Source organism: Stappia indica, from assembly GCF_020177335.1.
Lineage (GTDB): Bacteria > Pseudomonadota > Alphaproteobacteria > Rhizobiales > Stappiaceae > Stappia > Stappia indica_B.
The window spans coordinates 44,937-67,132 of the sequence record NZ_JAIVMG010000009.1 but is presented as its reverse complement, the minus strand read 5'-3'; the positions used below and the strand labels follow the sequence as shown (position 1 = coordinate 67,132).

Here is a 22,196-nt window from a genome sequence, read left to right as displayed (position 1 = left end):
GTCTTAATCCTTGTTAACCATGATTTGACCTTTGGTCGTGGACGACTGCGAGGGGCTTTGGCCGGCTGCTGCCGTGGTCCCGACTTTTGTGGTAATCACTTTCGTTAAGGGTTCATTTACCGGCTGGAATCACCCCGGCCGCCGAGACTGCCGGTTGAGGACAGGAAAACGCATGACCAGAACGCGCGACAATGTTGTGCCCCACGCCAAGGTGCGCAGTCTCCGGGATGCCATCCGCAAGGTCAAGTTCTCTGAAGTCGAACGCACTGATGTCGTTGTCGAATTACAGGAATCGGAACGCGCCCGGCTGGAGATGCTGGCCGACGAACTGCAGGACGTCTTCAAGGAAGTGCCGGAGGATGACGATCAGTTTTCCTTCCAGATCGTGCCGGGCAACCTGCCGCGCCTTTGGATCGACATCACCAGCCATGTCACCATGGGACGGGACAAGCGGGTCTACCGATTCGTGAAGGACACCCGGCTTGGCCGCACGGTCATTCTGGAAACGCCCGAACTCGACGACATGGCCGATTGCATCACCGAGTATATCGCCGAACGGGTGCTGGAGCGCGAGCGCGCGGTGGAAGGCGACTGGCTGTCCAAGCGCCTGCGTGAGCCGGCGCGCAACGAGCCGGCGGTGAACACCGTCACCGGCGCCACGCCGCCGGTCCCGAATGTGCATGGGCTGTGGGGGCCGTTCGCGGCCTTCGCCATCGGCTTGATGGTCGGTGTCATCGGCCTGATCGGCTTTGCCTGGTTCGCCAATCCGATCAACTGATCTGCCTGACCGCACGCTGGTCGTGCCCCTTCAGGACCCTGTCATCAGGGAATGACGAGCCGGTGCCGGCCCAGCAGGCGCACCTCGGCGGCAAGCTCCGCCGCCCTCGCGTCATAGCCGCGCTCTTCCATGTCGCAGCGCCAGGCGCCTACCTTGCCGGAAATCCGAAACAGGTTGTAGCGCGCGGGCGGGCGTTTGTGTCCCGGTGCGTTGGAGGCGGAAGGCACGCAGATCACCGGCACCGGTCCGTCCGGCCCGTCAATGGCGGTGCGGGTCGCCAGATGGGTGTGGCCATGCAGGATCAACTCGCAGCCGGCGCGCTTGACGGCGGCGCGGATGCGCGAGGCATCGGTCAGTCGCTTGTTCCAGGCGGTGGCCCGTTGCTGCGGCGGATGATGCAGCATGACGATGCGGAACAGACCTTCGTCCTTCAACGTTTCCAGAAGGTCACGCAGGTCCCGTGCCTGCCGGGCGCCGACCCGGCCGGTCGCCAGCCAGGGGCCACTGGCACGGGCGCTGGAGACGCCAACCAGCGCCACCGGGCCGCGCCGGCGCACATAGGGAAAGGCAGGGGCGGTTTCGCGGTCGCCGGTCATGTAGGGCGCCCAGGCGTGGACCGCCCGGCGCAGGGCGCCGGGAACATAGGCATCGTGGTTGCCGGGCACCAGCGACATTTCAGTCGGCGGCGCCAGCGTTTCCAGCCAGCGCCGTGCCGCCGAGATCTCCAGATCGAGGGCGATGTTCACCAGATCGCCGGTCAGGGCGACGTGGTCGAGCGGCTGGGCCTGCATGTCTTTGATGAGACCGTCGAGCCAGGTGGCGGTCATACTGCGGGCGCGGTTGCGGTGCCAGTTGACATAGCCCAGCACCCGCTTCGACATGAGTTCGCGAAGGCGGGTTTCGGGCAGGGGACCCAGATGCGGATCGGAGAGATGGGCAAGAACGAACATCGGCCCACATCAGGAAGATCGGGGCGGCCGGTCAAGCAAAAAGCGCCGCGAACGAGCCGTTCGGGCGCTTTCGAGCCAAGCCGTTCCGCGCCCCTCTTCGCGGCAAAGGCGCGGAAACAGGGGGCTGGCGGCCAAAATGTTCCGGACCGGGCCGCACATCTCGCGCGGCCTCATCCACAGGACATTGGATCAGTTGCTGCTGAAGGTCGTCAGAGCCGCCGCAATGCGGGGGTTGGTCAGATCGACAGCCGGCCGCCAGTGAAAGCGACGGCGATTGCGCTTTGCGAAGAACGCGGACAGCATCTCTATCTCCTTTGGGTGCCGCAACACCGAATTGGCGGGCGCGCGCATCGCGCGTCCTCACCTTGTCGGCTGCACCCGCAAGATGCGCGTTGACGTAGCGGCAAACAAGGGCGAAGACCGCAGGCCTCCCATGCACGGCGCGCATGGTGAGGTAAGTTCTTGTGTCTACGTGTCCTTTCGACCCGTCGGGCGAAAGGGGCGGCTGGTGGGCGAGGCGGCAAGGCTCTTTGGGCTGGCCGGGCGGACGGGGAGAGTGGCTTGCAAGGCCACCCCTTGCACCGGCTTCAATCCTCGCCGACCGCCTTGTCGACAGCGCTTGTCAGCATGTCGGTGATTTCCGCGAACGGGAGAAAATGAGCGCTGTTGGCGAGAAACACGATCACCAGATCCCTTCTGTCATCGCGATAGTAGTAGTTCGAGAAGCCCTGCCAGCGACCGTAGACATTGAGAGCGGGAAGACGATTGGTGTTCCAGGCAAGGCCAACCGAGGTGTTCTTGCCAAAAATCTCGTCGGCGACGACGGTGCCATCCTCCAGACGAACCGGTTCGGTCAGAAGGGCGTGAAACTGGCGATCGAGGGCGCGCCCATCGCGCAGGGCCTCATGCCAGGTGACCAGGTCGCGCGGTGAGGCGTAGATGTTGCCGTCGCCGGCGCCGCCGTCAAACCGGTTGAGGTCGTAAAGAACGAAGGCGCCGCGATAGAAGAACCTCTTGCGCATTCCGAGCGCCCGTTCGGCCGGCTCTCGCTCGATGCCCTTGTGGAAGACCTGAGTGTCTTTCATGCCGAGCGGTTCAAAGAATGTGTCCTGCATGTATTGGGCATAGGGCTTTCCGGAAACGCGGGCGACGAGCTGGGCCAGAACCAGGTAGCCGGTGTTGCTGTACTCATATCGGCTGCCAGGTGGGAAGCCGCCGGAGGGGGCGGACAGTGCCAGCCAGTTGAGCAGGAGTTCAGGCGTTACCATCTGGCCCCCCTTTGCCAGCGGTGGATCGGCTGACACGTAGTCGGGCAGGCCGGACGTGCCCGCCAGAAGGTGATAGATGGTGATGCCGGGATAGCGCTTGAGCTCCGGTAGATACCGCGTCACCGCATCGCCACGCTTCAACAGGCCTTCCTGTTCAAGGCGCAGGACCGCAGTGGCGGTGAATTGCTTGGTAACGGAGGCGAGGTTGAAGCTTGTACGCGCGGTGATCGGCCGGGCGCCGTCAGGGCCGATGGGGCCGAGGTGTTTTTCCAGAATGGGAATACCGCGGTGGCTGACGAGCACGCTGCCGGTGAAGTGGCCGTCCGTGTGCAACTGCTCCAGCCAGTCGGCGATTGTTTCAAGGCTGTTTGCGGGAGACCCGGTCTCGGGCAGGGCCGGGGCCGAGAAGGCGAAGGCCCGATACTCCAGGTAAACCACGGCTGCAATTGCCAGCACGACCGGCGCGAGGATCATCAGGATGATTTTGAGCATTGTCTCTTGCAAACCCCGCCGGCATGAAAAAACCTGCCTTTGAGATGGGGGGAGCGCGGGGAGAGTCAATCTTTTGGTTGCATCTGGCTGGGTATCTCGCGCCTCCGCAGGCGCTTCGACCCGTCATCCGAGGCCACTCGTCACGATCGAGACCGGAACGGCGGCCGGATTTCGTCAAGCCGGGCAATGAAGGTCCTCGCCGCCAAGTGTGGCGGCGAGAGCCAAGGGGGCGAGGTGCGTCAGGGGCAGAACAGGGAAACAGACGGAATGAGCAGGTCTCCATCGCTGGTCACGCGGCTGGTGCGTGCGGTTGTTCTCAGCGGGGCCAGATGGCGCCGGGCGATGACGCTTGGCGCGCGGGTCGCCGTGATCGACGCAGGGCGCGGCGGCAATGGCAGCGTCGGCGGTTCGGTGTTGCTGGTGCGGCACAGTTACCTTCCCGGCTGGTACCTGCCGGGTGGCGGGGTCGATCCGGGCGAAACGTTGGCTGCGGCCGCGTGCCGGGAGCTGGCGGAGGAAACCGGTGTTCTGTGCGAGGCCGCGCCGGAGCTGTTCGCGATCTATCACAATGCGCAAGGTCATCCGCGCGACCATGTGGCGCTTTACCGGGTGTCGCGCTTCACCGTGCCGGAGGGGGCGCTGGCCCCCAATGTGGAAATCCGCGAGGCGGGGTTCTTTCCGCTCGCCGATCTGCCCGAGGGCACTACCCCGGCCACCCGCCGCCGGCTGGCGGAGCTCGCCGGCGCGGCGCCGGTGTCCGAGGTGTGGTGAGCGCGCCGGGATGCGTCAGACCGCCGCCAGCAGCCGGTCTCGCCCATGCGGCGCGGCTAGGTCCATCTCCGGTCCGGCCGGCACGATGCCGGTCGGATTGATGGTCGCGTGCGAGCCGTAGTAGTGCAGCTTGGTGGCGGCCAGGTCGAAGGTCTCGGCGATGCCGGGGATCTGGTAGAGTTCGCGCAGATAGCCGGAGAGGTTCGGATAGTCGGCGATGCGGCGGATGTTGCACTTGAAATGGCCGACATAGACCGGATCGAAGCGCAACAGGGTGGTGAACAGGCGCCAGTCGGCCTCGGTGATCCGCGCGCCGGTCAGATAACGGCGGGTGGCGAGCCGCTGGTCCAGATCGTCCAGGGCGGAAAACAGCGCGGTGACCGCCTCGTCATAGGCCGCCTGGCTGGTGGCAAAGCCCGCCTTGTAGACCCCGTTGTTGACCCGATCGTAGATACGGGCGTTGAGCGCGTCGATCTCGCCGCGCAGATCTTCCGGGTAGAGGTCGAGCGCTGCGTCGACGCCGGCAAGCCCGTCGAAGGCGCTGTTGAACATGCGGATGATCTCCGCCGATTCGTTGGACACGATGGTGCGCTGTTTCCGGTCCCACAGGATCGGCACGGTCGCCCGGCCGGTGAACTGCGGGTCGGCCTTGACGTAGACCTGCCAGGCGGTCAGCGCGCCGGTTTCCGGCTCCGGGTCGGCGAAGGTCCAGCCATCGTCCAGCATCAGGGGCTCCACCCGCGACACGGTGACGATGTCCTGTAAGCCCTTGAGCGCGCGAACGATCAGCGTCCGGTGTGCCCAGGGGCAGGCCATTGCCACGATCAGGTGATAGCGCCCGGGCTCGGCGCGAAAGCCGCCGGTTCCCGAGGGCTCGGGCGCACCGTCGGCAGTGATCCAGTTGCGAAAGCTGGCATCCTGGCGAACGAACCGTCCGCCGGTCGACGCCGTGTCATACCATTCCGTGCTCCACACCCCATTCACCAGCCGTCCCATCGCGTCGCATCCTCTTGTTTGCTTGCTCGGACGGCAGATGGTTCCCCCTGGCTCCGGCGTCAACGGTCTGAATGGTGCGTTCACGTCAGGTGAACGATGCGGGGTGCAACAAGTCGCTTTACGCCCTATCGCCTCCATGCTATCGGCAGCGTCTCAAACGGGCCGGATGCATCGACCGATGGTGGATGCCTGAGCGGCCCCCGAGAAGACCAACCGGTATCGGCTGATATCGGTTTTCGGGCGGCAACGGACATGACGACGCGGATCGGACAGCAGCGACGACGAGGACAGCGACGAGGATCACCCTCGCGCCCCGTCTTGCGTGCCTCCTGATCTCCCACTGGTCCGAACCTCATGACCGGTGGCACGGGATCAGCGGGGACGCCTATGTCTTCCCCCGATCCCGAGACCAAATCCATGCTTGCTGTTTCCTGGCTTATCCGGACTGAAACCCCGGCCGACCTGCCCGCTGTCGAACATCTTCAGGAAGAGGCCTTCGGCCCGGGCCGCTTTGCGCGCACCGCGTTTCGCGTGCGCGAGGGCATCGCCCCGGATCCGGAGCTGTGCTTCGTCGGCATGAGCGGTGAGGAGATCGCCGGTTCGGTGTGGCTGACGCCGATCACCATCGGCGGGGCGCCGGCACAGCTTCTCGGGCCGCTGACGGTGGCGCCGGCGTTCAAGAATCGTGGGCTGGGGCGGCTTCTGGTCAAGCATGCGCTGGAGGCGGCCGCAGCAAGGGGCGAGACCCATGTGCTGCTCGTCGGCGATGGTCCCTACTACGGCCCGCTCGGCTTTGATCCGGTTCCCTTCGGCACCGTCACCTTTCCCGGACCGGTCGATCCGGGCCGGGTGCTGGTCGCCTGCCTCGGCGGGGCGGCCATGCCCTCCGGCATGGTGCGCGGCGGGCGCTGAGACCTCAGTCCTTCTCCATGAGCGTGTCGCCTAGCGGCCCTCGCGGTACCAGGTCAGCACCGCCGCGCCGAGCAACAGGGCGAGGCCGAGAAGGCCGCTGAACAGCGGGTAGCGGTCGATCCCCTTCAGCATACTGGCGTCGGTGGAGCGGAAGCCGATCCAGCCATCGCCGGCATAGTCGTTTGCCCGCCGCAGCGGCACCACGCGGGGCATGTCGATAGCGGTGGGCGATGCGCCTTCGCCGCGCAGCCGGACCGCCGCACCGCCGGTCGCCTCGGCCAGTGGGTCGAGCGTTTCCGTCGTCGACAGCACATCGGCGAACTCGCGCGGGTTCGGCGGCCCCACATGCACCAGGGCCTTGCGGGTGCCGTCATCCACCGTGTAGAGGCCGAGGTCGGGTGCCGGCGTGCTTGCCCGCCACAGGCCGGGCGAAACCTCCACCGGGGTGAGCCGCCGGGTCTCGCCGCCGGGCAGCGTCAGGGTGAACTCCTCCGCGCTGGTGCCGATGGTCTGGCGCTCGGCGATCACCTCCGGCCCGCGCGCTTCCAGCCGCAGGGCCTCTTCCTCAAGGTCGGGCTCCTTCATCAGCCAATGCGCCAGCCGCCGAAGCAGCGGTACATGCGGGCCGCCGCCCTCATAGCCGCGCGCCCAGAGCCAGACATGATCGGACAGGAGCACAGCCACCCGGCCCTCTTCCTCGCGGCTGAGCACCAAGAGCGGCTTGTCCTCGTCCCCGCCGGTCATCAGGGTTTCGCCGCCGGTGGTGACCACGGCGTCGATCAGCCGGAACCAGCGGCTCCAGGCCGGCGGGGTGGCATTGGCGCCGGGCAGGCCCCGGGTCACCGGATGGCGGGCGCCGGTCTCGGAAATTGCCGCCCGGAACGGCTCCTCGTGGACGACGCCGGTGGGCACGGCCGGCAGCACCGGCGACAGCGGCGTGCGGTAGATGCTCCGGTCATAGGCGTAGTCGGGACCGACCGCGACCAGCACCGCGCCGCCGCCGCGCACGAAGCGGGTGATGTTGTCGAAATAAAGCAGCGGCAGAACGCTGCGCAGCTCGTAGCGGTCGAAGATGATCAGGTCGAACTCGTCGATCTTCACCGAGAACAGCTCCCGGGTGGGGAAGGAGATCAGCGACAGCTCGTTGGTCGGCGTGCCGTCCTGCTTGGTCGGTGGCCGCAGGATCGTGAAATGCACCAGATCGACGGAGGCATCCGATTTCAGAAGGTTGCGCCAGGTGCGCTCGCCCGCGTGCGGGCTGCCGGACACGAGCAGCACGCGCAGGTTCTCGCGGATGCCCTCGATGGTCACCACCACCTGATTGTTCAGCCGGGTCAACTCGCCAGGCAGGGGATCGGCGGAGAACTCGAAGATGTTGTCGCCGCCATGGGCGATCTCGACCGGAATGTCGATGGTGCCGCCGGGGGTGATCTGCAGTCGGGTGACGATCTCTCCGTCCCGGCGCACGGTGAGGGGCACCCGGCCGGAGGGGGCGGCGGGGCCCTGATCCTTTAGTTGCAGGGTGACCACCTGCTGCGAATTGACCAGACCGAACCTGGGTGCCCGGGCGATGGCCAGCCGGCGGTCGATCTCATCGGCCGTGCCGGTCACCAGCGCATGCAGCGGCGCGGTGAAGCCGAGGTCCGAGGCCTTGCCGGGGATGTCGTGCACCTGACCGTCGGTCAGGAGAACGGCGCCGCCGATCCGCTCCGGCGGCACATCGGCAAGGCTGGAGGCGAGGGTGGAAAACAGCGCCGTTCCTTCGGTGGATGCGGCGGTGCCGCGTCCGGCGCGCACCACGCGCAGTTCATAGCCGGGCAGCGCCTCGAAGCGCTGTTCCAGCGCCGCCAGCGCCGCCGCCGTGGTGTCGGCCCGGCCGGCCAGCCGCTGGCTCTGGCTTTCATCGACGACGATGGCGACGACGCTTTGCAACGGCTCCCGGTCTTCCCGTTCGATGGCGGGACCGGCGAGGGCAAGGACAAGCAGACCCATCGCCAGCCAGCGCAGCGGCCAGGCCGGCAGGCGTAAAACGAAGGCGGCAATGGCCAGAAGAACGGCGATGCCGCCCGCGCCGGCGAGGAGCCAGAGCGGAACCAGCGGATCGAAGGAGAGGGACCAGATCACCGCATGCCTCCTACTGGCCGAGCCGTTCCAGGAGGGCCGGGATGTGCACCTGGTCCGCCTTGTAGTTGCCGGTCATGGCATACATGATGATGTTGACCCCGGCGCGATAGGCAAACTCCCGCTGGCGCGGGTTCTGCGGCACGGTGGGAAAGAGATAGCTGCCGGCCTCGTCAATCGCCCAGGCGGCGGCGAAATCATTGCCGGTGATCAACACCGGCGAGACGCCATCGCCGCCGCGCACCGGCCGGCCGGCCGGACCATCGGCGGATTGTTCCATCGCCTCCACCCAGAGCGGGCCGCCGGCATAGCGTCCGGGAAAGGCGTCGAGCAGGTAGAATGCCTTGGTCAGCACATGGTCGGGCGGCACCGGTTCGAGCGGCGGAATGTCGAGACCGTCGAGCAGGGCGCGCAGTTGCAGCCCCGCCGGCGAGGCTCCGCCGCCGGTCAGGCCGGCGGAAAGCTGGTCGGCGGTGTCGAACAGGATCGTGCCGCCGTTGCGCATATAGGTGTCGATCCGGGCCATCGCCTCGGGGGAGGGAAGGGCCATCTCCCCCGAAACCGGCCAGTAAAGCAGCGGGAAGAACGCCAGTTCGTCGCGGGCGATGTCGATGCCGATGGGCGCTTCGGGCTCCAGCGCGGTGCGGCTCGCCAGGTAGCGGGTCAGGCCGAACAACCCGCGCCGGCTGGCTTCGTCCCGGCTTGCGATGCCGGTGACCACATAGGCGAGGCGGGTTTCCAGGGTGGCGTCGAGGGCAAAGAGATCACTGGAACTTTCCTGCGCCAATGCCGGACGCGGCAGGGCGGGGGAAAGGGCAAGACCCGGGCCCAGCAGCAGGGCAAGGCCGAGACCGCCAGAGAGGCGCCGGCGGGCCTGACCGGTGTCGCCGCGCAAGACCATCATGGCGATGGCATCGGCAAAGAGCAACAGCAGCGCCAGCAGGAACAGCGGCGCGCGCAGGTCCTGCGGCCCTGTGGTGGGGTAGCTCTCGATGCGCAGGTTTGCGCCGAGCGGCGCGAGATCGAGCGGCGGAATCTCGGCGGTGTCGCTGAACAGGTTGATCGCCCGGAACGCGTCGGTGGCGCCGTAGATGCCCGGCGGGTGGCGCCGGCTGGCGGTGACGGTGCCGCGCGGTTCGAGCGGCAGGGCCGCCGCATCGGGCGCGCCGAACCGGCCGAAGCCATCGAGAACGCGCAAGGGTGGCAGCAATCCGCCTTCCCGGGCGCCATCGGCAGAGGTCGTTCCGGTGCCATCGGTGGCGGTGTCGCTGGCGGTGGCCGCCGCCGACAACCGCACCACCCGGCGCAGCATCTCCACGAAGGTGCCGGAGAGGGGCAGGTTCGACCAGGCGGTATCGGCGGTGACATGGAAGAGGACGATGCTGCCGCGTCCGAGCGGGGCAGCGGTCACCAACGGGGTGCCATCGGCGAGAAGTGCCCAAGTGCGCTCGCCAAGGTCCGGTCCCGGCTCGGCCAGCACTTGCCGCGCCACGCTGACATCGGTGGGAACCGGCATGGCGAAGAAGGGGGAACCTTCGGGGAAGGGGGCGAGGGCCTGCGGATCCTGCCAGGACAGGCTGCCGCCGAGCGAGCGGTCGCCCGCGCGCAGTCGCACCGGCACCAGTTGGTCAGTACCACCGGCCAGATGCGGCCCGGCGAAGCGCACCAGCGTGCCGCCTTGTTCGATCCAGCGGGTGACGGCCGGCAGCGCCTGATCGGGGATGCGGCCCACATCGGCGAGCAGCAGCACCGACACGCCCTGTCCGGTCAGCTCCGGCAGGGCCTCGGCGAGGTCCGCCTGACGGGGGCGGCGGATTTCGGAAAACGGTTGCAGCGCGCGGTCGAGATAATAGAGCGGGGAGAGCAGGGGCTGGGCCGCGCCGGCCGCCGTGCCGGACACGAGGCCGACCGTGCGCCGCTGCCAGCGGTCGTCGAGGAGTTGCACCCCGGCGGCGCTGGTCTCGCCGGTGATCTCCAGCCGGGCGACGTCGTTGCGCAGCTCCACCGGCAGGTCGAACCGTACGGTCTGCTCGTCGGCTGTGCTGCCAGCGGCCGCAGGCAATGTGCTCTCGCCCAAGACCAGCCCCTTGCTGTCGAGCGCGCGGACCGTGATGGGCGCGCTGTCACCGGCGGCCCTGGTGATTTGCGCGGTCAGGGCATCGACATCGTTGCGGGCGGCGAAGAGGACTGCGGGTGGGGCAAGACCGGTCAGCACGGTCAGCTCCGCCTCACCGGCAATGGCGCCAAGATCGGCGACGAAGCGGGCGCTGCCATCGCCACCGAGACCGTCCGACAGCCAGACGACGGCGGCGGGCGGAAGCTCGGCCGCCGCCTTGCGAAGGGATAGGGTGAGGGCGCCGCGCGCGGTCGGCCAGGAACGTGGCTCCAGCGCGCGCAAGCGGTCGAGCGCGACCGAGGCGGTGTCGGGCTGCAGGGGCTGGTCGGCACCTTCGGCGGTGGCGGCGAGAAGCACCGGCCGGCCATTGGTCTCGGCCTCCCGCAGCAGGCGTTCAGCGGCGGCGCGGCGCAACTCCCAGCTTCGCGCCGAGGCCCAGCCATTGTCGAACAGCACCCAGAGCGGCCCATCGCCGGCGGGAGGGGCGCTGACCGGTCGCCAGACCGGCCCGGCAAGCGCCAGGATCAGGCTTGCTGCCAGGAGCAGGCGCAACAGGGTCAGCCACCAGGGGCTCTTGTCCGGGGTCTCCTCCTGCCGGTCGATATCGGCCAGCAGCCGGGCCGGCGGGAAGGCGACCTGCTTCGGGCGCGGCGGAATCAGCCGCAGCAGCCACCAGATCACCGGGAGGGCCAGCAGCGCGGCAAGCATGAACGGCGCCGTGAAGCCAAGGGGCAGGAGGCCGCTCACCGGAAGACCCCGCCGGTTTCCTGCTCCATCCGGCCGCTGAGCCGGCTGTGCAGCACCAGAAGCGGCTCGGAGGCCGGCCGGTCGGTGTGATGCAGGATGAAGGTCCAGCCGGCCTTGCGCGCCTGGTCGCGGATCGCCTCGCGGTGCGCATCAAGCCGCAGGGTATAGGCCCGCTTCCACTCCTCCGCCTTGCCGCTGGTCAGCCGGAAGCCGGTCTCCGGGTCAAGGAACTCGGTGCGTCCGGTGAAGGGGAAGGTTTCCTCCGACGGGTCCAGCACCATGACCAGATGGGCGCGGGCGCCGGTGGCGGCGACACTGCGCATCCAGGCAAGGGTGTCCTCAATCGGGTCGAGCAGATCTCCGATCAGCACCACATCGCAGAAGCGGCGGAAGTCGTGACTGTCCGGCAGGGCAAGCGGCACCTTGGCATGGGTCAGGGATGCGGCGATCTTTTCCGCCGCGTGCCGGTCGGCGAGCGGCTTGCGCACGCCGGGAAGCCCGACCCGCTCGCCGGTCTCCGCCAGCAGGTCGGCGAGCGCCAGCAGCAGCACCAGCGCCCGGTCGCGCTTGGGAACCGGCGCGAGCGGCGAGCGATAGAGCATGGAGGGGGAGAGGTCGGCCCAGAGCCAGACCGTGTGCGCGGCTTCCCACTCGCGCTCGCGCACATAAAGATGGTCGTCGCGCGCGGAGCGGCGCCAGTCGATCCGCTTGATCGGTTCACCGGCCAGGAACGGGCGGAACTGCCAGAAGTTTTCGCCCGAGCCGGCACGGCGGCGGCCATGCCAGCCGGCGTTGATGGTGTTGGCGACCTGATTGGCCTCCACCAGAAGGTCGGGCAGCGCATCGGCGAGCGACCGGGCGGAAGCGATGGCGCGCGGCCAGTCCGTCGCCGTCTCTTCGCCTCTCAGGAAGCCGCGTTTTGCTCCGGTTCCAGCAAGCTTTGCCATTGCCGGCCCCTATCCGATCCGCGCCTTGACCTTGCCGATCAGCCCGCGAATGGTGTGCCCGTCGGCGCGGGCGGCGAAGGTCAATGCCATGCGGTGTTGCAGCACCGGTTCGGCGAGCGCGAGCACATCGTCGACCGAGGGCGCCAGCCGGCCATCGACCAGCGCGCGGGCGCGCACCGTCAGCATCAACGCCTGGCTGGCGCGCGGTCCTGGCCCCCAGGCGATCAGGTTGGAGATCTCGTCATTGGTCTCCCCCTCGCCCGGACGGGCGGAGCGCACCAGGTGAAGGATCGCCTCGACCACGCTTTCGCCCACGGGCATGCGGCGGACAAGCTGCTGGCTGGCGGTCAGGTCCTCGGCGCTCATGACGGTGCGGGCCTGGGCCTCCGCCGCGCCGGTGGTCTCCAGCAGGATGCGCCGTTCCGCCTCGCGGTCGGGATAGTGAACGTCGATCTGCATCAGGAACCGGTCGAGCTGGGCTTCGGGCAGCGGGTAGGTGCCTTCCTGCTCCAGCGGGTTCTGGGTGGCGAGCACGTGGAAGGGGCGCGGCAGGTCGTGGCGGTGGCCGGCGATGGTGACGTGATACTCCTGCATCGCCTGCAAGAGGGCCGATTGGGTGCGCGGGCTGGCGCGGTTGATCTCGTCGGCCATCAGCACCTGCGAGAACACCGGCCCCTGAATGAAGCGGAAGGAGCGGCTGCCATCGGGCGCCTGGTCCATCACCTCGGCGCCGAGAATGTCCGAGGGCATCAGGTCCGGGGTGAACTGGATGCGCCTTGCATCGAGGCCGAGCACCGTGCCGAGGGTTTCCACCAGCTTGGTCTTGGCAAGGCCGGGAACGCCGACAAGTAGCCCGTGCCCGCCGGACAGGAGGGTGATCAGAGCGCGCTCCACCACGCTTTCCTGACCGAAGATGACCCGGGCGATCTCATTGCGCGCCGCGGCGATTTTCTCTACGGCGGCTTCGGTTTCGCGCAGCACCTCGTTCGGATCAGCCTGAGGGGGCGTGAGCGAGCTCATGGTCGGCCTGTCCTTCTTCCTGCTGCCTTGCCCGCCTGCCCGGACATGCGTCCGCCAGCGGAAGGGCGCTGCGCGTGCGACCGGTTTGACAGCCTTGGCATCGAACCTTAAGCCGGTAGGGCCTGGTGCCCGCACATGTCGTGCGGCTGCCAGCGAAATTCCTGCTCGGCGGTCGTGGTTCGTGCGACACTGGTGTCGAACCGGATCGACTCATTGTCATGACAGGGTATGGGCCAAATCATGGCGGCGACAACGGATTTTAGCGAAAAAGACGGACAGGACCCGGCCGGGCGGAGCGGCGAGGCGATGCCGGCCGGACTGGCGGCGCTGATCGCCCGCGCCGGCAAGAGCCGCTCGGCGCCGCCGGTGGAGCGCTGGAACCCGCCGTTTTGCGGCGACATCGACATGCGCATCGCCGCCGACGGGCGCTGGTACTACCTTGGCAGCCCGATCGGGCGCGAGGCGCTGGTGCGGCTGTTTTCCTCCGTTCTGCGGCGTGAGGAAGACGGGCGTTTCCTGCTGGTCACGCCGGTGGAAAAACTCGGCATCACCGTTGAGGACGCTCCGTTTCTCGGTGTCGAGCTGCATGCGGACGAGACGGAGGCGCGTCAGGTGCTGACCCTGCGCACCAATGTGGGCGATGTGGTGCGGATCGGCGCCGAGCATCCGCTGCGGTTCGAGCAGGAGCTGGGAACCGATGGCCTGAAGCCCTATGTGTTGGTGAGAGGGCGGCTGGAGGCCCTGTTCTCCCGGCCGCTGCTCTATCAGCTCGTGGAGCTTTTCGAGGAACGGGACGTGGACGGCATCAGGATGCTTGGAGTGATGAGCGACGGCATGTTCTTTCCCGCGATGGCGGTGGATGCCGCCAGCGGCGGTGAGGTGTGAGCATGTCCCTGTGTCCCGATGACCTGAGAGGCGGCGGGGGCGCCAAGCCCGTGTCCCGGCTCGATGCCGGCCCGTTCATCGACCGGGCGCGGACCCGGCTGGCCGAGCCGATCGGGGGCGAGGCGGGCGATCATATTCTCAATCCTGAACTGGGGCCGTTCGCCTTTGCCGCGCGCGCGCCGCGCGATGCGGCGGTGCTGATCCCGGTGGTGGAGCGGGCCGGCGGCGCGCGAGTGATCCTGACCCTGCGCACCGATCATCTGCCCTCCCACGCGGGCCAGATCTCGCTGCCGGGCGGCAAGATCGACGCCGAGGACGCCGGACCGGTCGAAGCGGCGCTGCGCGAAGCGGATGAAGAGATCGGCCTGCGGCCGGATCTGGTGACGCCCATTGGGGTGCTGCCAAGCTATCTGACCGGCTCGGGCTACCGGGTCGCGCCGGTGCTGGGGTTGGTCGATTCGCGCGCCGGGATGACGCCAAACCCGGGCGAGGTCGCCGATGTGTTCGAGGTGCCGCTCGGGTTCCTGATGGATACCGCCAATCACCAGCGGCAAAGCCGGATCTTTGCCGGCAAGCCGCGATATTTCTATGCCATGCCCTATGGCGAGCGCTACATCTGGGGGGTGACGGCCGGCATCCTGCGGCTGCTTTATGAAACGGTCTGGCGTTGAGCCTCAGACGCGGAACGGACCTGCGACGCCCCAGGGGGCAGCCAAAGTTGATCGGATAGATTGCCCATGTTGCGTGTGATTTTAACCCAGCTCCTCCTGTTTCTGCTCCCCTTCCTCGGTTTTGCCATCTGGCTCGCCATCAACAAGAAAGCGCAGACCTCCAAGAACTGGCGGGAGGGGCCGATGGTCTGGCTGGTGATTGCCGGCATCGGGCTGGTGATTGCCGGACTGGTGGGGCTCGCCACCATCGAGGGGCTGCCGGAGGGGCAGGTCTACAAACCGGCGGAACTGCGCGACGGGGTGTTGATCCCGGGACATTATGAATAGGCTTTTCCCATCGGCGGAACGACAATGAGCGCGCGGATAACGGATGACTGGCTGGTCGCGCCGAGCCTGCAGGCGGTGTTTGCCGCGCTGGAGACGGACGACGACCGGGTGCGGGTGGTTGGCGGCGCGGTGCGCAACACCCTGCTCGGTGTGCCGGTGACCGACATCGACCTGTCGACCACCGCCGAGCCCTCGGTGGTGATGGCGCGGGCCAAGGCGCATGGGCTGAAGCCGGTGCCGACCGGCTTCGACCACGGCACGGTGACCATCGTCAGCGACGGGGTGCCCTATGAGGTGACCACCTTGCGCGAGGATGTGGAGACGCACGGGCGCTCGGCGACGGTGCGGTTCGGCCGCAACTGGCAGCATGACGCGGAACGGCGCGACTTCACCATGAACGCGCTTTACGCCGACCGGGACGGCACGGTGTTCGATCCGGTCGGCGGGTTGCCCGATCTCAAGGCGCGGCATGTGCGCTTCATCGGCGATGCCTCCCGGCGCATCGCCGAGGACTACCTGCGGATCCTGCGCTTCTTCCGCTTCCACGCCCAGTATGGGGTGGGGGAGTTGAATGCGGAGGGCTTGCGGGCGGTGACCGAGGCCCGGGCCGGCCTCAGCCATCTGTCGGCGGAGCGCATCGGCATGGAGCTGCGCAAGCTGGTCAGCGCGCCGGGGGCGGTCGATACGGTCGCGGTGATGCACGACGCCGGGATCTTGCAATATGTGCTGGCGACGCCAGCAGGCATCGGGCCCTTTCGCGCGCTCAGGGCGTTGGACGCGGTTGCCGCGGAGAGCCGGGACCCGGCGCTGTGCCTTGCCATCCTCAGCGATGGCGGCACCCGGGAATTGCAACAGCTCGCCGATCACCTGCGGCTGTCGAATGCCGAGCGCAAGCGGATGATCGCAAGCCTGGAAGCCGGGCGGGCGATCCGCGCGCGGCTGGAGGCCGGCGAACGGGGCGTGCTCGATGAGCTGGGGCTGGCTGAGTTGCTTTATCGCCATGGCCGGGTGCTGGCGATCGACGGTCTGCTTTATGCCTGGGCGGAGGTGGATGTCGGGCCGGAGGATCCGGGCTTCCGGCATGCGCTGGAACGGCTGCGGGTGATGCCGCTGCCGGTTCTGCCCGTGTCAGGCGCCGATCTGATTGCCGCCGGCGCGCGTCCGGGGCCGGATCTCGGCCGCCGTCTGAGGCAGGCGGAGAGCCTGTGGCTTGCCAGTGGCTTCCGCAAGGACCGGGCGGCGCTGATCGCCGAGAGCGGCGAGATCACCGGCGACTGATCCGCTTGGCCGATCCTCAATCCTCGACGAATTCTCCGGTGATCTTCAAGCCTTCGATGCCGGTGGCCCCGCCCGTCTTGTGAATGACGCGCGGGACCGCGCCGGCATGATGGGCGAGATGGCCGGCAAACGCCTGCGAGTGGGTGACGATCCAGATCTGTGCCCGCTCGCTGGCGCGTGCCACCACCCGGGCGAGCGGCTCCAGAAGGTCCGGGTGCAGGCTGGCCTCGGGCTCGTTGAGGGCGATGAAGGCCGGTAGGCGATAGGCCAGCAGCGCGCCGATCAGGCAGAGATAGTTCAGCGTTCCGTCGGACAGCTCATGGGCGGAAAACGGCCGCTGAAGATCGGGAAAGCGCATGGCGAAGGCGCATTGTGCCCCGTCGATGGAGACGTTCAGGTCGGAGCCGGGAAAGGCGTCGGCGACCGCGTTCCGGATGTCGGTCGGATCCTCGCGTACCTCCCACAGCGTTGCCAGCACCGCCGCCAGATCGGCGCCGTCGGCCGCAAGGGTCGGGGTGGTCAGCGCCAGGGCGGGGCGGCGCAAGGGTGAGGCGGCATCAAGGCGGAAGCCATGGTAGAAGCGCCAGTCCACAAGGGTGCGGCGGACGATGTCGAGTTCGGGAAAGCGCGCGCCATCGCGGAAGGCGAACAGCGCGGTTTCCGATCCCAGAAGCTCGTTGTCATAGGTCAACCGCTCGCCGCTGGCCGCCCGCAGCCAGGCGGTGGGGCCGGCCCGGTGCATCAGCGCCACCTCGCGCCGGCCGGCGGCAAGCGTCAGCTTCTCTTCCTTCACCAGCGGTTCCAGCGGCAGGGCGGCATCGCTGCCCTTGACCGGCAGGCCGATGGCGATTGCATAGGTGAGATCGCCGAGCCGGGCGGAAAGGCGAAGCTGGACCGGGCCGCGCTTGCGTTCACCGGCCCACAGCACGCTTTCCACCCCGCCCTCCTCGGCAATGGCGCGGGTGATGCGCCCATGCGCCGCCTGTTGCAGCAAGGACAGGGCGCGATAGAGGTTGGTCTTGCCAGTGCCGTTGCGGCCGACGAAGACGTTCAGCGCTCCGACCGGACAATGCAGCGCCCGCACCGAGCGGTAATTCTCGATGGAGATGAAGCTGAGCGGCGGCAGGGACATGGGGCGCCTCGCAACGTCAGGTCATCGGGGGCTGGTCATTTGCCGCAGGTCAGGGCCATTTGACCACTGGCGGCATGGAGGAGAGGATCGAGGCGACATTGCCGCCGGTCTTCAGCCCGAAGATGGTACCCCGGTCGTAGAGCAGGTTGTACTCCACGTAGCGGCCCCGGCGGATCAGCTGTTCCTCGCGCTCCGCATCGCTCCACGGCTTGCCGAAATTGCCGCGCACCAGCTTCGGGTAGATGTCGAGGAAGGCCAGACCGACATCGCGGGTGAAGGCGAAGTCCTTCTCCCAGTCACCGGAGTTCAGGTAGTCGTAGAAGATGCCACCGATGCCGCGCGCCTCGTTGCGGTGCTTGAGGAAGAAATACTCGTCGCACCAGGTCTTGTAGCGGTCGTAATCGGCGACCTCATGGCCCGCGCAGGCCGCCTTCATCGCCGCATGGAAGGCGATGGTGTCGGGGTCGTCCTGGCTGCGCCGGGCGTCCAGCACCGGGGTCAGGTCGGCGCCGCCGCCGAACCACTGGCGGGTGGTGACCACCATGCGGGTGTTCATGTGCACCGCCGGCACATGCGGATTGTGCAGATGGGCGATCAGCGAAATGCCGGAGGCCCAGAAGCGCGGGTCCTCGCTGGCGCCGGGGATCTGGCCGCGGAACTCCGGCGAGAACTCGCCATGCACCGTGGAGACATGAACGCCGACCTTCTCGAACACCCGGCCCTTCATCATCGACATGACGCCGCCGCCGCCCTTGGCACCGGTGGAATCGGTTCGCTCCCAGGGGGTGCGCTCAAAGCGCCCGGCGGGTACGTCGCGCAAGGCCGGCGGCAGCGCCGCATCGGTTGCCGCCTCGTCCTCGATGGCCTCGAAGGCCTCGCAGATCCGGTCGCGCAAACCCGCGAACCAGGTGGTCGCGGTCTGCTTCTTGTCCTCGATACCGTCGGGGATCGGGCCGCCCTTTGCCGGGGACTGCTTGGCCGTGGTGTCGTTCATGATCCGTCCCATGTTCATTCAGGTCGCGTTGTTCCTTGCCGCCTTCATGGCAGATGCGGGCGGGATGGAAAAGAGCCGGTCTGCCGCAGGGCCTCGCCCAGCACCATGGCCGCCGACACCGCGACGTTGAGCGAGCGCATGCCCTCGGCCATCGGGATGGTCAGCCGGGCATCGGCGCTCTCATGCACATCCGCCGGCACGCCGGCGGATTCGCGTCCGAGCATCAGGAGGTCGCCGGGCGCGAAGGCGAACTCCGCGTAGCTGCCGCTTGCGGCCGTCGTCAATAGCACCAGCCGGCGATCTTGCGCGCGGCGCCAATTCTCGAAAACCTCCCAGTTGAGGTGGCGGACAAGCGGCGCGCGCTCCAGATAATCCATGCCGGCGCGTTTCAGGGCGTGGTCGGACAGGGGAAAGCCGGCGGGCTCGATCAGATGCACGCAGACATCCATGCAGGCGGCGAGCCGCAGGATGGTGCCGGTGTTTTGCGGAATGTCGGGCTGGAAGAGAACGAGGTCGGGCATTGGCGGCGGGGCGATCCTGGCAATGGGTGGAGCGGGTGCTGCCATGGGTGGTAAATGGATGGCTGTTTCCTGTCATCCCGATTCGGTGCGAGGCCGCGTGCGGCGCCGGTCGGCGCTGCGGAAGGTCCGATGACCATGATCGAGCGCATCTTCACCTGGTTCGAGGGGCGGATCGATCCGCTGGCGCCGCTGCCGGACCGGCCGGTGCCGCGCGGCGCACTCGGATATCTCTGGTTCTTCGTCTCCCAGGCGCGCTGGGCGTTCCTCGCCATGCTGGTGCTTGGCGGGGTCACCGCCGTGATCGAGGCCTCGCTTTATGTCTTCGTCGGCGATCTGGTCGACCGGATGCAGGCGGGCGCGCGCGACAGTTTCCTGCGCGATCACGGGCTGATGCTCGCACTCATGGCTGGAACCATTCTGGTCCTGCGTCCGCTTGCCGCCTCGCTCACCGCGCTGGTGGAAGAACAGATCGTCGTCCCCGGTTTCTTCAATCTGGTGCGGTTTCAGGGGCATGAACAGGTGACGGCCAAGTCGCTTTCCTTCTTTCAGGATGAGTTCGCCGGCCGGATCTCGCAGAAGGTCTGGCAGTCGGGGCAATCCGCCGGCGACTTCATGGTCAGCCTGCTGGAGATCATCTGGTTCATCGTCGTCTTCGCGCTGTTCACCCTGTCGCTGGCCTCCAGCCTCGACGGCGCAGTTGGTGTCGCGGTGTTGATCTGGCTGGTGCTCTTTGGCGTAGCGGCGCGGGTGTTCGTGCCGCGCATCCGCAAGGGCGCCAAGGCAAGCGCCAATGCCGCTTCGGGCGTGACCGGCCGGCTGGTCGACAGCTATGGCAACATCCAGACGCTGAAGCTGTTTTCCGACGCGGCGCATGAAGACGCAGGCACCCGCGCGGCCTATCGCGATTTTCTCGCCTCGATCCGCCGGTTCACCCGCACGCTCACGGGCATGCGGATCGCGGTCAATCTGCTCTCCGGGGTGATGCTGACGGTGATTGCCTTTTTGATCGTCTCCGCCTGGCAGGCGGGCACGGTGACGACCGGAAGCGTTGCGCTGGTGCTCGCTCTGGTGCTGCGGCTTCAGGTGCTGCTCGGCCGGCTGATGGGGCAGCTCAACGGGCTGTTTCGCGCGCTGGGCTCCCTGCATGACAGCGCCGAGACCATTACCCGGCCGGTGACGGTGACCGACCGTCCGGACGCGCCGGCGCTCGCCGTGCACGAGGGCAGGATCGAATTCCGGAACATCAGTTTCCATTATGGCAAGGATGGCGGGGTGATCGAAGACCTGTCGGTGACGATCGCACCGGGCGAGCGGGTGGGCATTGTCGGCCGCTCGGGCGCGGGCAAGTCGACCCTGGTCAACCTGCTGCTCAGGTTCTTCGATCTGGAAACCGGCCGCATCCTGATCGACGGGCAGGATATTTCCGGCGTCACCCAGTCGAGCCTGCGCGCCGCCATCGGTCTGGTGACCCAGGATACCGCGCTGCTGCACCGGTCGATTGCCGACAACATCGCCCTTGGCCGCCCGGAGGCGGGGGAGGAGGCGGTGCGCCTTGCCGCCGCCCGCGCCCATGCGGACGGGTTCATCCGCGACCTCAGCGATGTACGCGGCCGGCACGGCTACGCCGCCCATGTGGGGGAACGCGGGGTCAAGCTCTCCGGCGGCCAGCGTCAGCGGATCGCCATTGCCCGGGTGCTGTTGAAGGATGCGCCGATCCTCATTCTGGACGAGGCGACCTCGGCGCTCGATTCCGAAATCGAGGCGGCGATCCAGGACAGCCTCAACAGCCTGATGGCGGGCAAGACGGTGATCGCCATTGCTCACCGCCTGTCGACCATCGCCGAGATGGATCGGCTCCTGGTGATGGACATGGGGCGGATTGTCGAGGACGGCACGCATGAGGCATTGCTCGCCCGGGGCGGGCTTTATGCGGAGCTGTGGCACCGTCAGTCCGGCGGCTTCCTGGACGGGGTGGCGGAGACGGGGGAGGGCGGAGTTGCGAGTATGTGATCGCGATTATTCGTAAAAGTTGTTCATCTTAAGGGTTTGTTAAGCGTGTCCGTCGAAAGCTGGCACAGCCTATGAGTGTTTGAGTGTTGTGCTCGCGGCAGCCCCTCCTGCAAGTCAGGCAAGAAAACGTGGGCTGGAGCAGACACGCAGCCGAGCGGAGAACGCCGCAATGTCCATGATGTCGATGCTTCAGACCGTCTCCGGGTTTGCAGGCCTTACCGGGCGTTTCGGGTTCGATCCGCGCGCCGGCGCGCAGGGCGGGGCTGCCAGCCTGCCGTTCTACCGGACCAGCACCATGATGGATAAATTGTCCGGTAGCGGGCTGGTGTTGAGCGAGGAGTCGGTCGAGGAAATCAAGGATAGCTTCGAAATTGGCCAAAGCCTTCAGCGGGCGGCGGAGCGGATGGACGACGGCTCCCGGTCCCAGAAAATTCAGGAAATCAAACAGAAAATCGAACTCCTCAAGCAAAGATTGCAGTTTGCCAGCCCGGATCAGGCTAGGGAGCTTCAAAGGGAACTCAAGCAACTCGCCAAGGATTTCAAGCAGGCTGCGTCGGATCTGAGCTCCAGCGGCGCCGGGCTTGCCCCGACCGGAATAACGCCGGCCAGTATCCAGGCGGGCGAGGGGGCTGAGGGCGCCGCGGTTGGTGTGGTCGCCGAAGCTGGTGTGATCGCTGCGACCACAGTGCCGTCAGAGGCCAGCGCAGGCGGCGAGAGCGGACAGGGCGGAGACGAGCGGACGTCCGTGGCTGTGCCGGGTGGCACGTCCGATGCCGATGGGGCTGCGGATGGAGCCGGGGATCCGTCTCAGGAGGAGCACAAGGCGGCGCTGAGAGCCTATGTCGGCGATCAGATGCTAGAGGAAGCAGGGGTCACGCGCGCGCGGGCGCAAGCGATGAAGGAAGAGGGCGAAATCCTCAAGGAGGTTGCCGAGGAGCTCAAGCGGCTCGGCAAGCGCATCGACACGCTTGCGCGCCGCGATCAGCAGGATGACGAAGAGCGTCGTTCGCAGGCCAGCGCCATCAACCGGACCATCGCGGACGGACTTGCCGAACTCCGGGATCCCCGCTTTGTCCAGGGTCTGAATACCGCCCTTTCCGGTGGCGCGCTGCCGGAGGGCGTGGCCCCCGCTCCCACGGGGCCGGCGTCTCCAGCGGACGCGGCGCAGGCAAGTGTGGCCTATACCGGAGGGCCGGTTGCGTCGCTCGGCCTTGGGGCAAGCGTTCCGTTTGCCGCCTCCATCGTCGTCTAGAACAAATC

At 67.4% G+C, this 22,196-nt stretch carries 19 protein-coding genes; 9 read left to right on the top strand and 10 right to left on the bottom strand.

The features are described 5' to 3' along the window. Positions 1-172: 172 nt before the first annotated feature. The gene (locus LC062_RS13320; protein WP_224911519.1) at positions 173-778 is read left to right on the top strand and encodes a hypothetical protein; all 606 of its coding nucleotides are present in this window, start codon (positions 173-175) and stop codon (positions 776-778) included. Positions 779-822: 44 nt separating this feature from the next. Here LC062_RS13320 and LC062_RS13315 read toward each other — a convergent pair whose 3' ends face one another. Together LC062_RS13315 and LC062_RS13310 are read right to left on the bottom strand one after the other, a co-directional pair. Beyond that, positions 823-1,728: a metallophosphoesterase family protein gene (locus LC062_RS13315; protein WP_224911518.1), complete on the bottom strand. Its 906-nt coding sequence runs from the start codon at positions 1,726-1,728 to the stop codon at positions 823-825. 587 nt (positions 1,729-2,315) lie between these two features. After that, complete coding sequence (locus LC062_RS13310) at positions 2,316-3,488, bottom strand: serine hydrolase domain-containing protein (protein ID WP_224911517.1); 1,173 nt, start codon at positions 3,486-3,488, stop codon at positions 2,316-2,318. Positions 3,489-3,755: 267 nt separating this feature from the next. Here LC062_RS13310 and LC062_RS13305 point away from each other — a divergent pair, with 267 nt between their 5' ends. Beyond that, on the top strand, positions 3,756-4,259 hold the full coding sequence (locus tag LC062_RS13305) for an NUDIX domain-containing protein (RefSeq protein ID WP_224911516.1): 504 nt from the start codon (positions 3,756-3,758) through the stop codon (positions 4,257-4,259). Between the two features lie 15 nt (positions 4,260-4,274). Here LC062_RS13305 and LC062_RS13300 read toward each other — a convergent pair whose 3' ends face one another. Then, positions 4,275-5,255, bottom strand: a complete 981-nt coding sequence (locus tag LC062_RS13300) for a glutathione S-transferase family protein (RefSeq protein ID WP_224911515.1) — start codon at positions 5,253-5,255, stop codon at positions 4,275-4,277. Between the two features lie 417 nt (positions 5,256-5,672). On the opposite strand from LC062_RS13300, the gene LC062_RS13295 reads away from it, so the two are divergent. Further along, complete coding sequence (locus LC062_RS13295) at positions 5,673-6,167, top strand: GNAT family N-acetyltransferase (RefSeq protein WP_224911514.1); 495 nt, start codon at positions 5,673-5,675, stop codon at positions 6,165-6,167. Positions 6,168-6,197: 30 nt separating this feature from the next. Here the strand turns inward: LC062_RS13295 and LC062_RS13290 are convergent, their stop codons facing one another. Genes LC062_RS13290 through LC062_RS13275 form a run of 4 tightly spaced genes read right to left on the bottom strand, consistent with a single transcriptional unit; the run spans position 6,198 to position 13,118 of the window. Then, positions 6,198-8,291 carry a hypothetical protein gene (locus LC062_RS13290; protein WP_224911513.1) on the bottom strand — a complete coding sequence of 698 codons (2,094 nt, stop codon included), beginning with the start codon at positions 8,289-8,291 and terminating at the stop codon, positions 6,198-6,200. A 10-nt stretch (positions 8,292-8,301) separates the two neighbouring features. After that, the gene (locus LC062_RS13285) at positions 8,302-11,151 is read right to left on the bottom strand and encodes a DUF4159 domain-containing protein (protein WP_224911512.1); all 2,850 of its coding nucleotides are present in this window, start codon (positions 11,149-11,151) and stop codon (positions 8,302-8,304) included. Then, positions 11,148-12,098, bottom strand: a complete 951-nt coding sequence (locus LC062_RS13280; RefSeq protein WP_224911511.1) for a DUF58 domain-containing protein — start codon at positions 12,096-12,098, stop codon at positions 11,148-11,150. The genes LC062_RS13285 and LC062_RS13280 overlap by 4 nt, the downstream gene beginning before the upstream one ends. 9 nt (positions 12,099-12,107) lie before the next feature. After that, positions 12,108-13,118 carry an AAA family ATPase gene (locus LC062_RS13275; RefSeq protein WP_224911510.1) on the bottom strand — a complete coding sequence of 337 codons (1,011 nt, stop codon included), beginning with the start codon at positions 13,116-13,118 and terminating at the stop codon, positions 12,108-12,110. A gap of 306 nt (positions 13,119-13,424) precedes the next feature. On the opposite strand from LC062_RS13275, the gene LC062_RS13270 reads away from it, so the two are divergent. The 4 genes from LC062_RS13270 to LC062_RS13255 all read left to right on the top strand — a co-directional run bounded on the left by LC062_RS13270 (position 13,425) and on the right by LC062_RS13255 (position 16,279). Further along, on the top strand, positions 13,425-14,003 hold the full coding sequence (locus LC062_RS13270) for a DUF1285 domain-containing protein (RefSeq protein WP_224911509.1): 579 nt from the start codon (positions 13,425-13,427) through the stop codon (positions 14,001-14,003). Between the two features lie 2 nt (positions 14,004-14,005). Then, positions 14,006-14,674: a CoA pyrophosphatase gene (locus LC062_RS13265; protein WP_224911508.1), complete on the top strand. Its 669-nt coding sequence runs from the start codon at positions 14,006-14,008 to the stop codon at positions 14,672-14,674. A 66-nt stretch (positions 14,675-14,740) separates the two neighbouring features. Then, positions 14,741-15,001, top strand: a complete 261-nt coding sequence (locus tag LC062_RS13260) for a DUF6111 family protein (protein ID WP_224911507.1) — start codon at positions 14,741-14,743, stop codon at positions 14,999-15,001. 24 nt (positions 15,002-15,025) lie between these two features. Further along, positions 15,026-16,279, top strand: a complete 1,254-nt coding sequence (locus LC062_RS13255; protein WP_224911506.1) for a CCA tRNA nucleotidyltransferase — start codon at positions 15,026-15,028, stop codon at positions 16,277-16,279. Between the two features lie 16 nt (positions 16,280-16,295). Here the strand turns inward: LC062_RS13255 and LC062_RS13250 are convergent, their stop codons facing one another. Genes LC062_RS13250 through LC062_RS13240 form a run of 3 tightly spaced genes read right to left on the bottom strand, consistent with a single transcriptional unit; the run spans position 16,296 to position 18,926 of the window. Next, complete coding sequence (locus tag LC062_RS13250; protein ID WP_224911505.1) at positions 16,296-17,411, bottom strand: AAA family ATPase; 1,116 nt, start codon at positions 17,409-17,411, stop codon at positions 16,296-16,298. Positions 17,412-17,460: 49 nt separating this feature from the next. Next, complete coding sequence (gene hemF / locus LC062_RS13245) at positions 17,461-18,417, bottom strand: oxygen-dependent coproporphyrinogen oxidase (RefSeq protein ID WP_404829725.1); 957 nt, start codon at positions 18,415-18,417, stop codon at positions 17,461-17,463. Positions 18,418-18,449: 32 nt separating this feature from the next. Further along, complete coding sequence (locus tag LC062_RS13240; RefSeq protein WP_224911504.1) at positions 18,450-18,926, bottom strand: tRNA (cytidine(34)-2'-O)-methyltransferase; 477 nt, start codon at positions 18,924-18,926, stop codon at positions 18,450-18,452. A 129-nt stretch (positions 18,927-19,055) separates the two neighbouring features. Between LC062_RS13240 and LC062_RS13235 the strand changes: the two genes are divergently transcribed. Then, the gene (locus tag LC062_RS13235; protein ID WP_404829721.1) at positions 19,056-20,936 is read left to right on the top strand and encodes an ABC transporter ATP-binding protein; all 1,881 of its coding nucleotides are present in this window, start codon (positions 19,056-19,058) and stop codon (positions 20,934-20,936) included. Between the two features lie 169 nt (positions 20,937-21,105). Beyond that, positions 21,106-22,188 carry a hypothetical protein gene (locus tag LC062_RS13230; protein WP_224911503.1) on the top strand — a complete coding sequence of 361 codons (1,083 nt, stop codon included), beginning with the start codon at positions 21,106-21,108 and terminating at the stop codon, positions 22,186-22,188. Positions 22,189-22,196 lie beyond the last annotated feature (8 nt).

Bases quoted from the DNA above. Each gene is read 5' to 3' on its own strand.
- LC062_RS13305 (WP_224911516.1), top strand. From the start codon at position 3,756: ATGAGCAGGTCTCCATCGCTGGTCACGCGGCTGGTGCGTGCGGTTGTT.
- LC062_RS13265 (WP_224911508.1), top strand. From the start codon at position 14,006: ATGTCCCTGTGTCCCGATGACCTGAGAGGCGGCGGGGGCGCCAAGCCC.
- LC062_RS13240 (WP_224911504.1), bottom strand. From the start codon at position 18,926: ATGCCCGACCTCGTTCTCTTCCAGCCCGACATTCCGCAAAACACCGGC.
- LC062_RS13260 (WP_224911507.1), top strand. From the start codon at position 14,741: ATGTTGCGTGTGATTTTAACCCAGCTCCTCCTGTTTCTGCTCCCCTTC.
- LC062_RS13255 (WP_224911506.1), top strand. From the start codon at position 15,026: ATGAGCGCGCGGATAACGGATGACTGGCTGGTCGCGCCGAGCCTGCAG.
- LC062_RS13280 (WP_224911511.1), bottom strand. From the start codon at position 12,098: ATGGCAAAGCTTGCTGGAACCGGAGCAAAACGCGGCTTCCTGAGAGGC.
- LC062_RS13235 (WP_404829721.1), top strand. From the start codon at position 19,056: ATGACCATGATCGAGCGCATCTTCACCTGGTTCGAGGGGCGGATCGAT.
- LC062_RS13250 (WP_224911505.1), bottom strand. From the start codon at position 17,411: ATGTCCCTGCCGCCGCTCAGCTTCATCTCCATCGAGAATTACCGCTCG.
- LC062_RS13275 (WP_224911510.1), bottom strand. From the start codon at position 13,118: ATGAGCTCGCTCACGCCCCCTCAGGCTGATCCGAACGAGGTGCTGCGC.
- LC062_RS13320 (WP_224911519.1), top strand. From the start codon at position 173: ATGACCAGAACGCGCGACAATGTTGTGCCCCACGCCAAGGTGCGCAGT.
- LC062_RS13230 (WP_224911503.1), top strand. From the start codon at position 21,106: ATGTCCATGATGTCGATGCTTCAGACCGTCTCCGGGTTTGCAGGCCTT.
- hemF (WP_404829725.1), bottom strand. From the start codon at position 18,417: ATGGGACGGATCATGAACGACACCACGGCCAAGCAGTCCCCGGCAAAG.
- LC062_RS13270 (WP_224911509.1), top strand. From the start codon at position 13,425: ATGCCGGCCGGACTGGCGGCGCTGATCGCCCGCGCCGGCAAGAGCCGC.
- LC062_RS13295 (WP_224911514.1), top strand. From the start codon at position 5,673: ATGCTTGCTGTTTCCTGGCTTATCCGGACTGAAACCCCGGCCGACCTG.
- LC062_RS13310 (WP_224911517.1), bottom strand. From the start codon at position 3,488: ATGCTCAAAATCATCCTGATGATCCTCGCGCCGGTCGTGCTGGCAATT.
- LC062_RS13315 (WP_224911518.1), bottom strand. From the start codon at position 1,728: ATGTTCGTTCTTGCCCATCTCTCCGATCCGCATCTGGGTCCCCTGCCC.
- LC062_RS13300 (WP_224911515.1), bottom strand. From the start codon at position 5,255: ATGGGACGGCTGGTGAATGGGGTGTGGAGCACGGAATGGTATGACACG.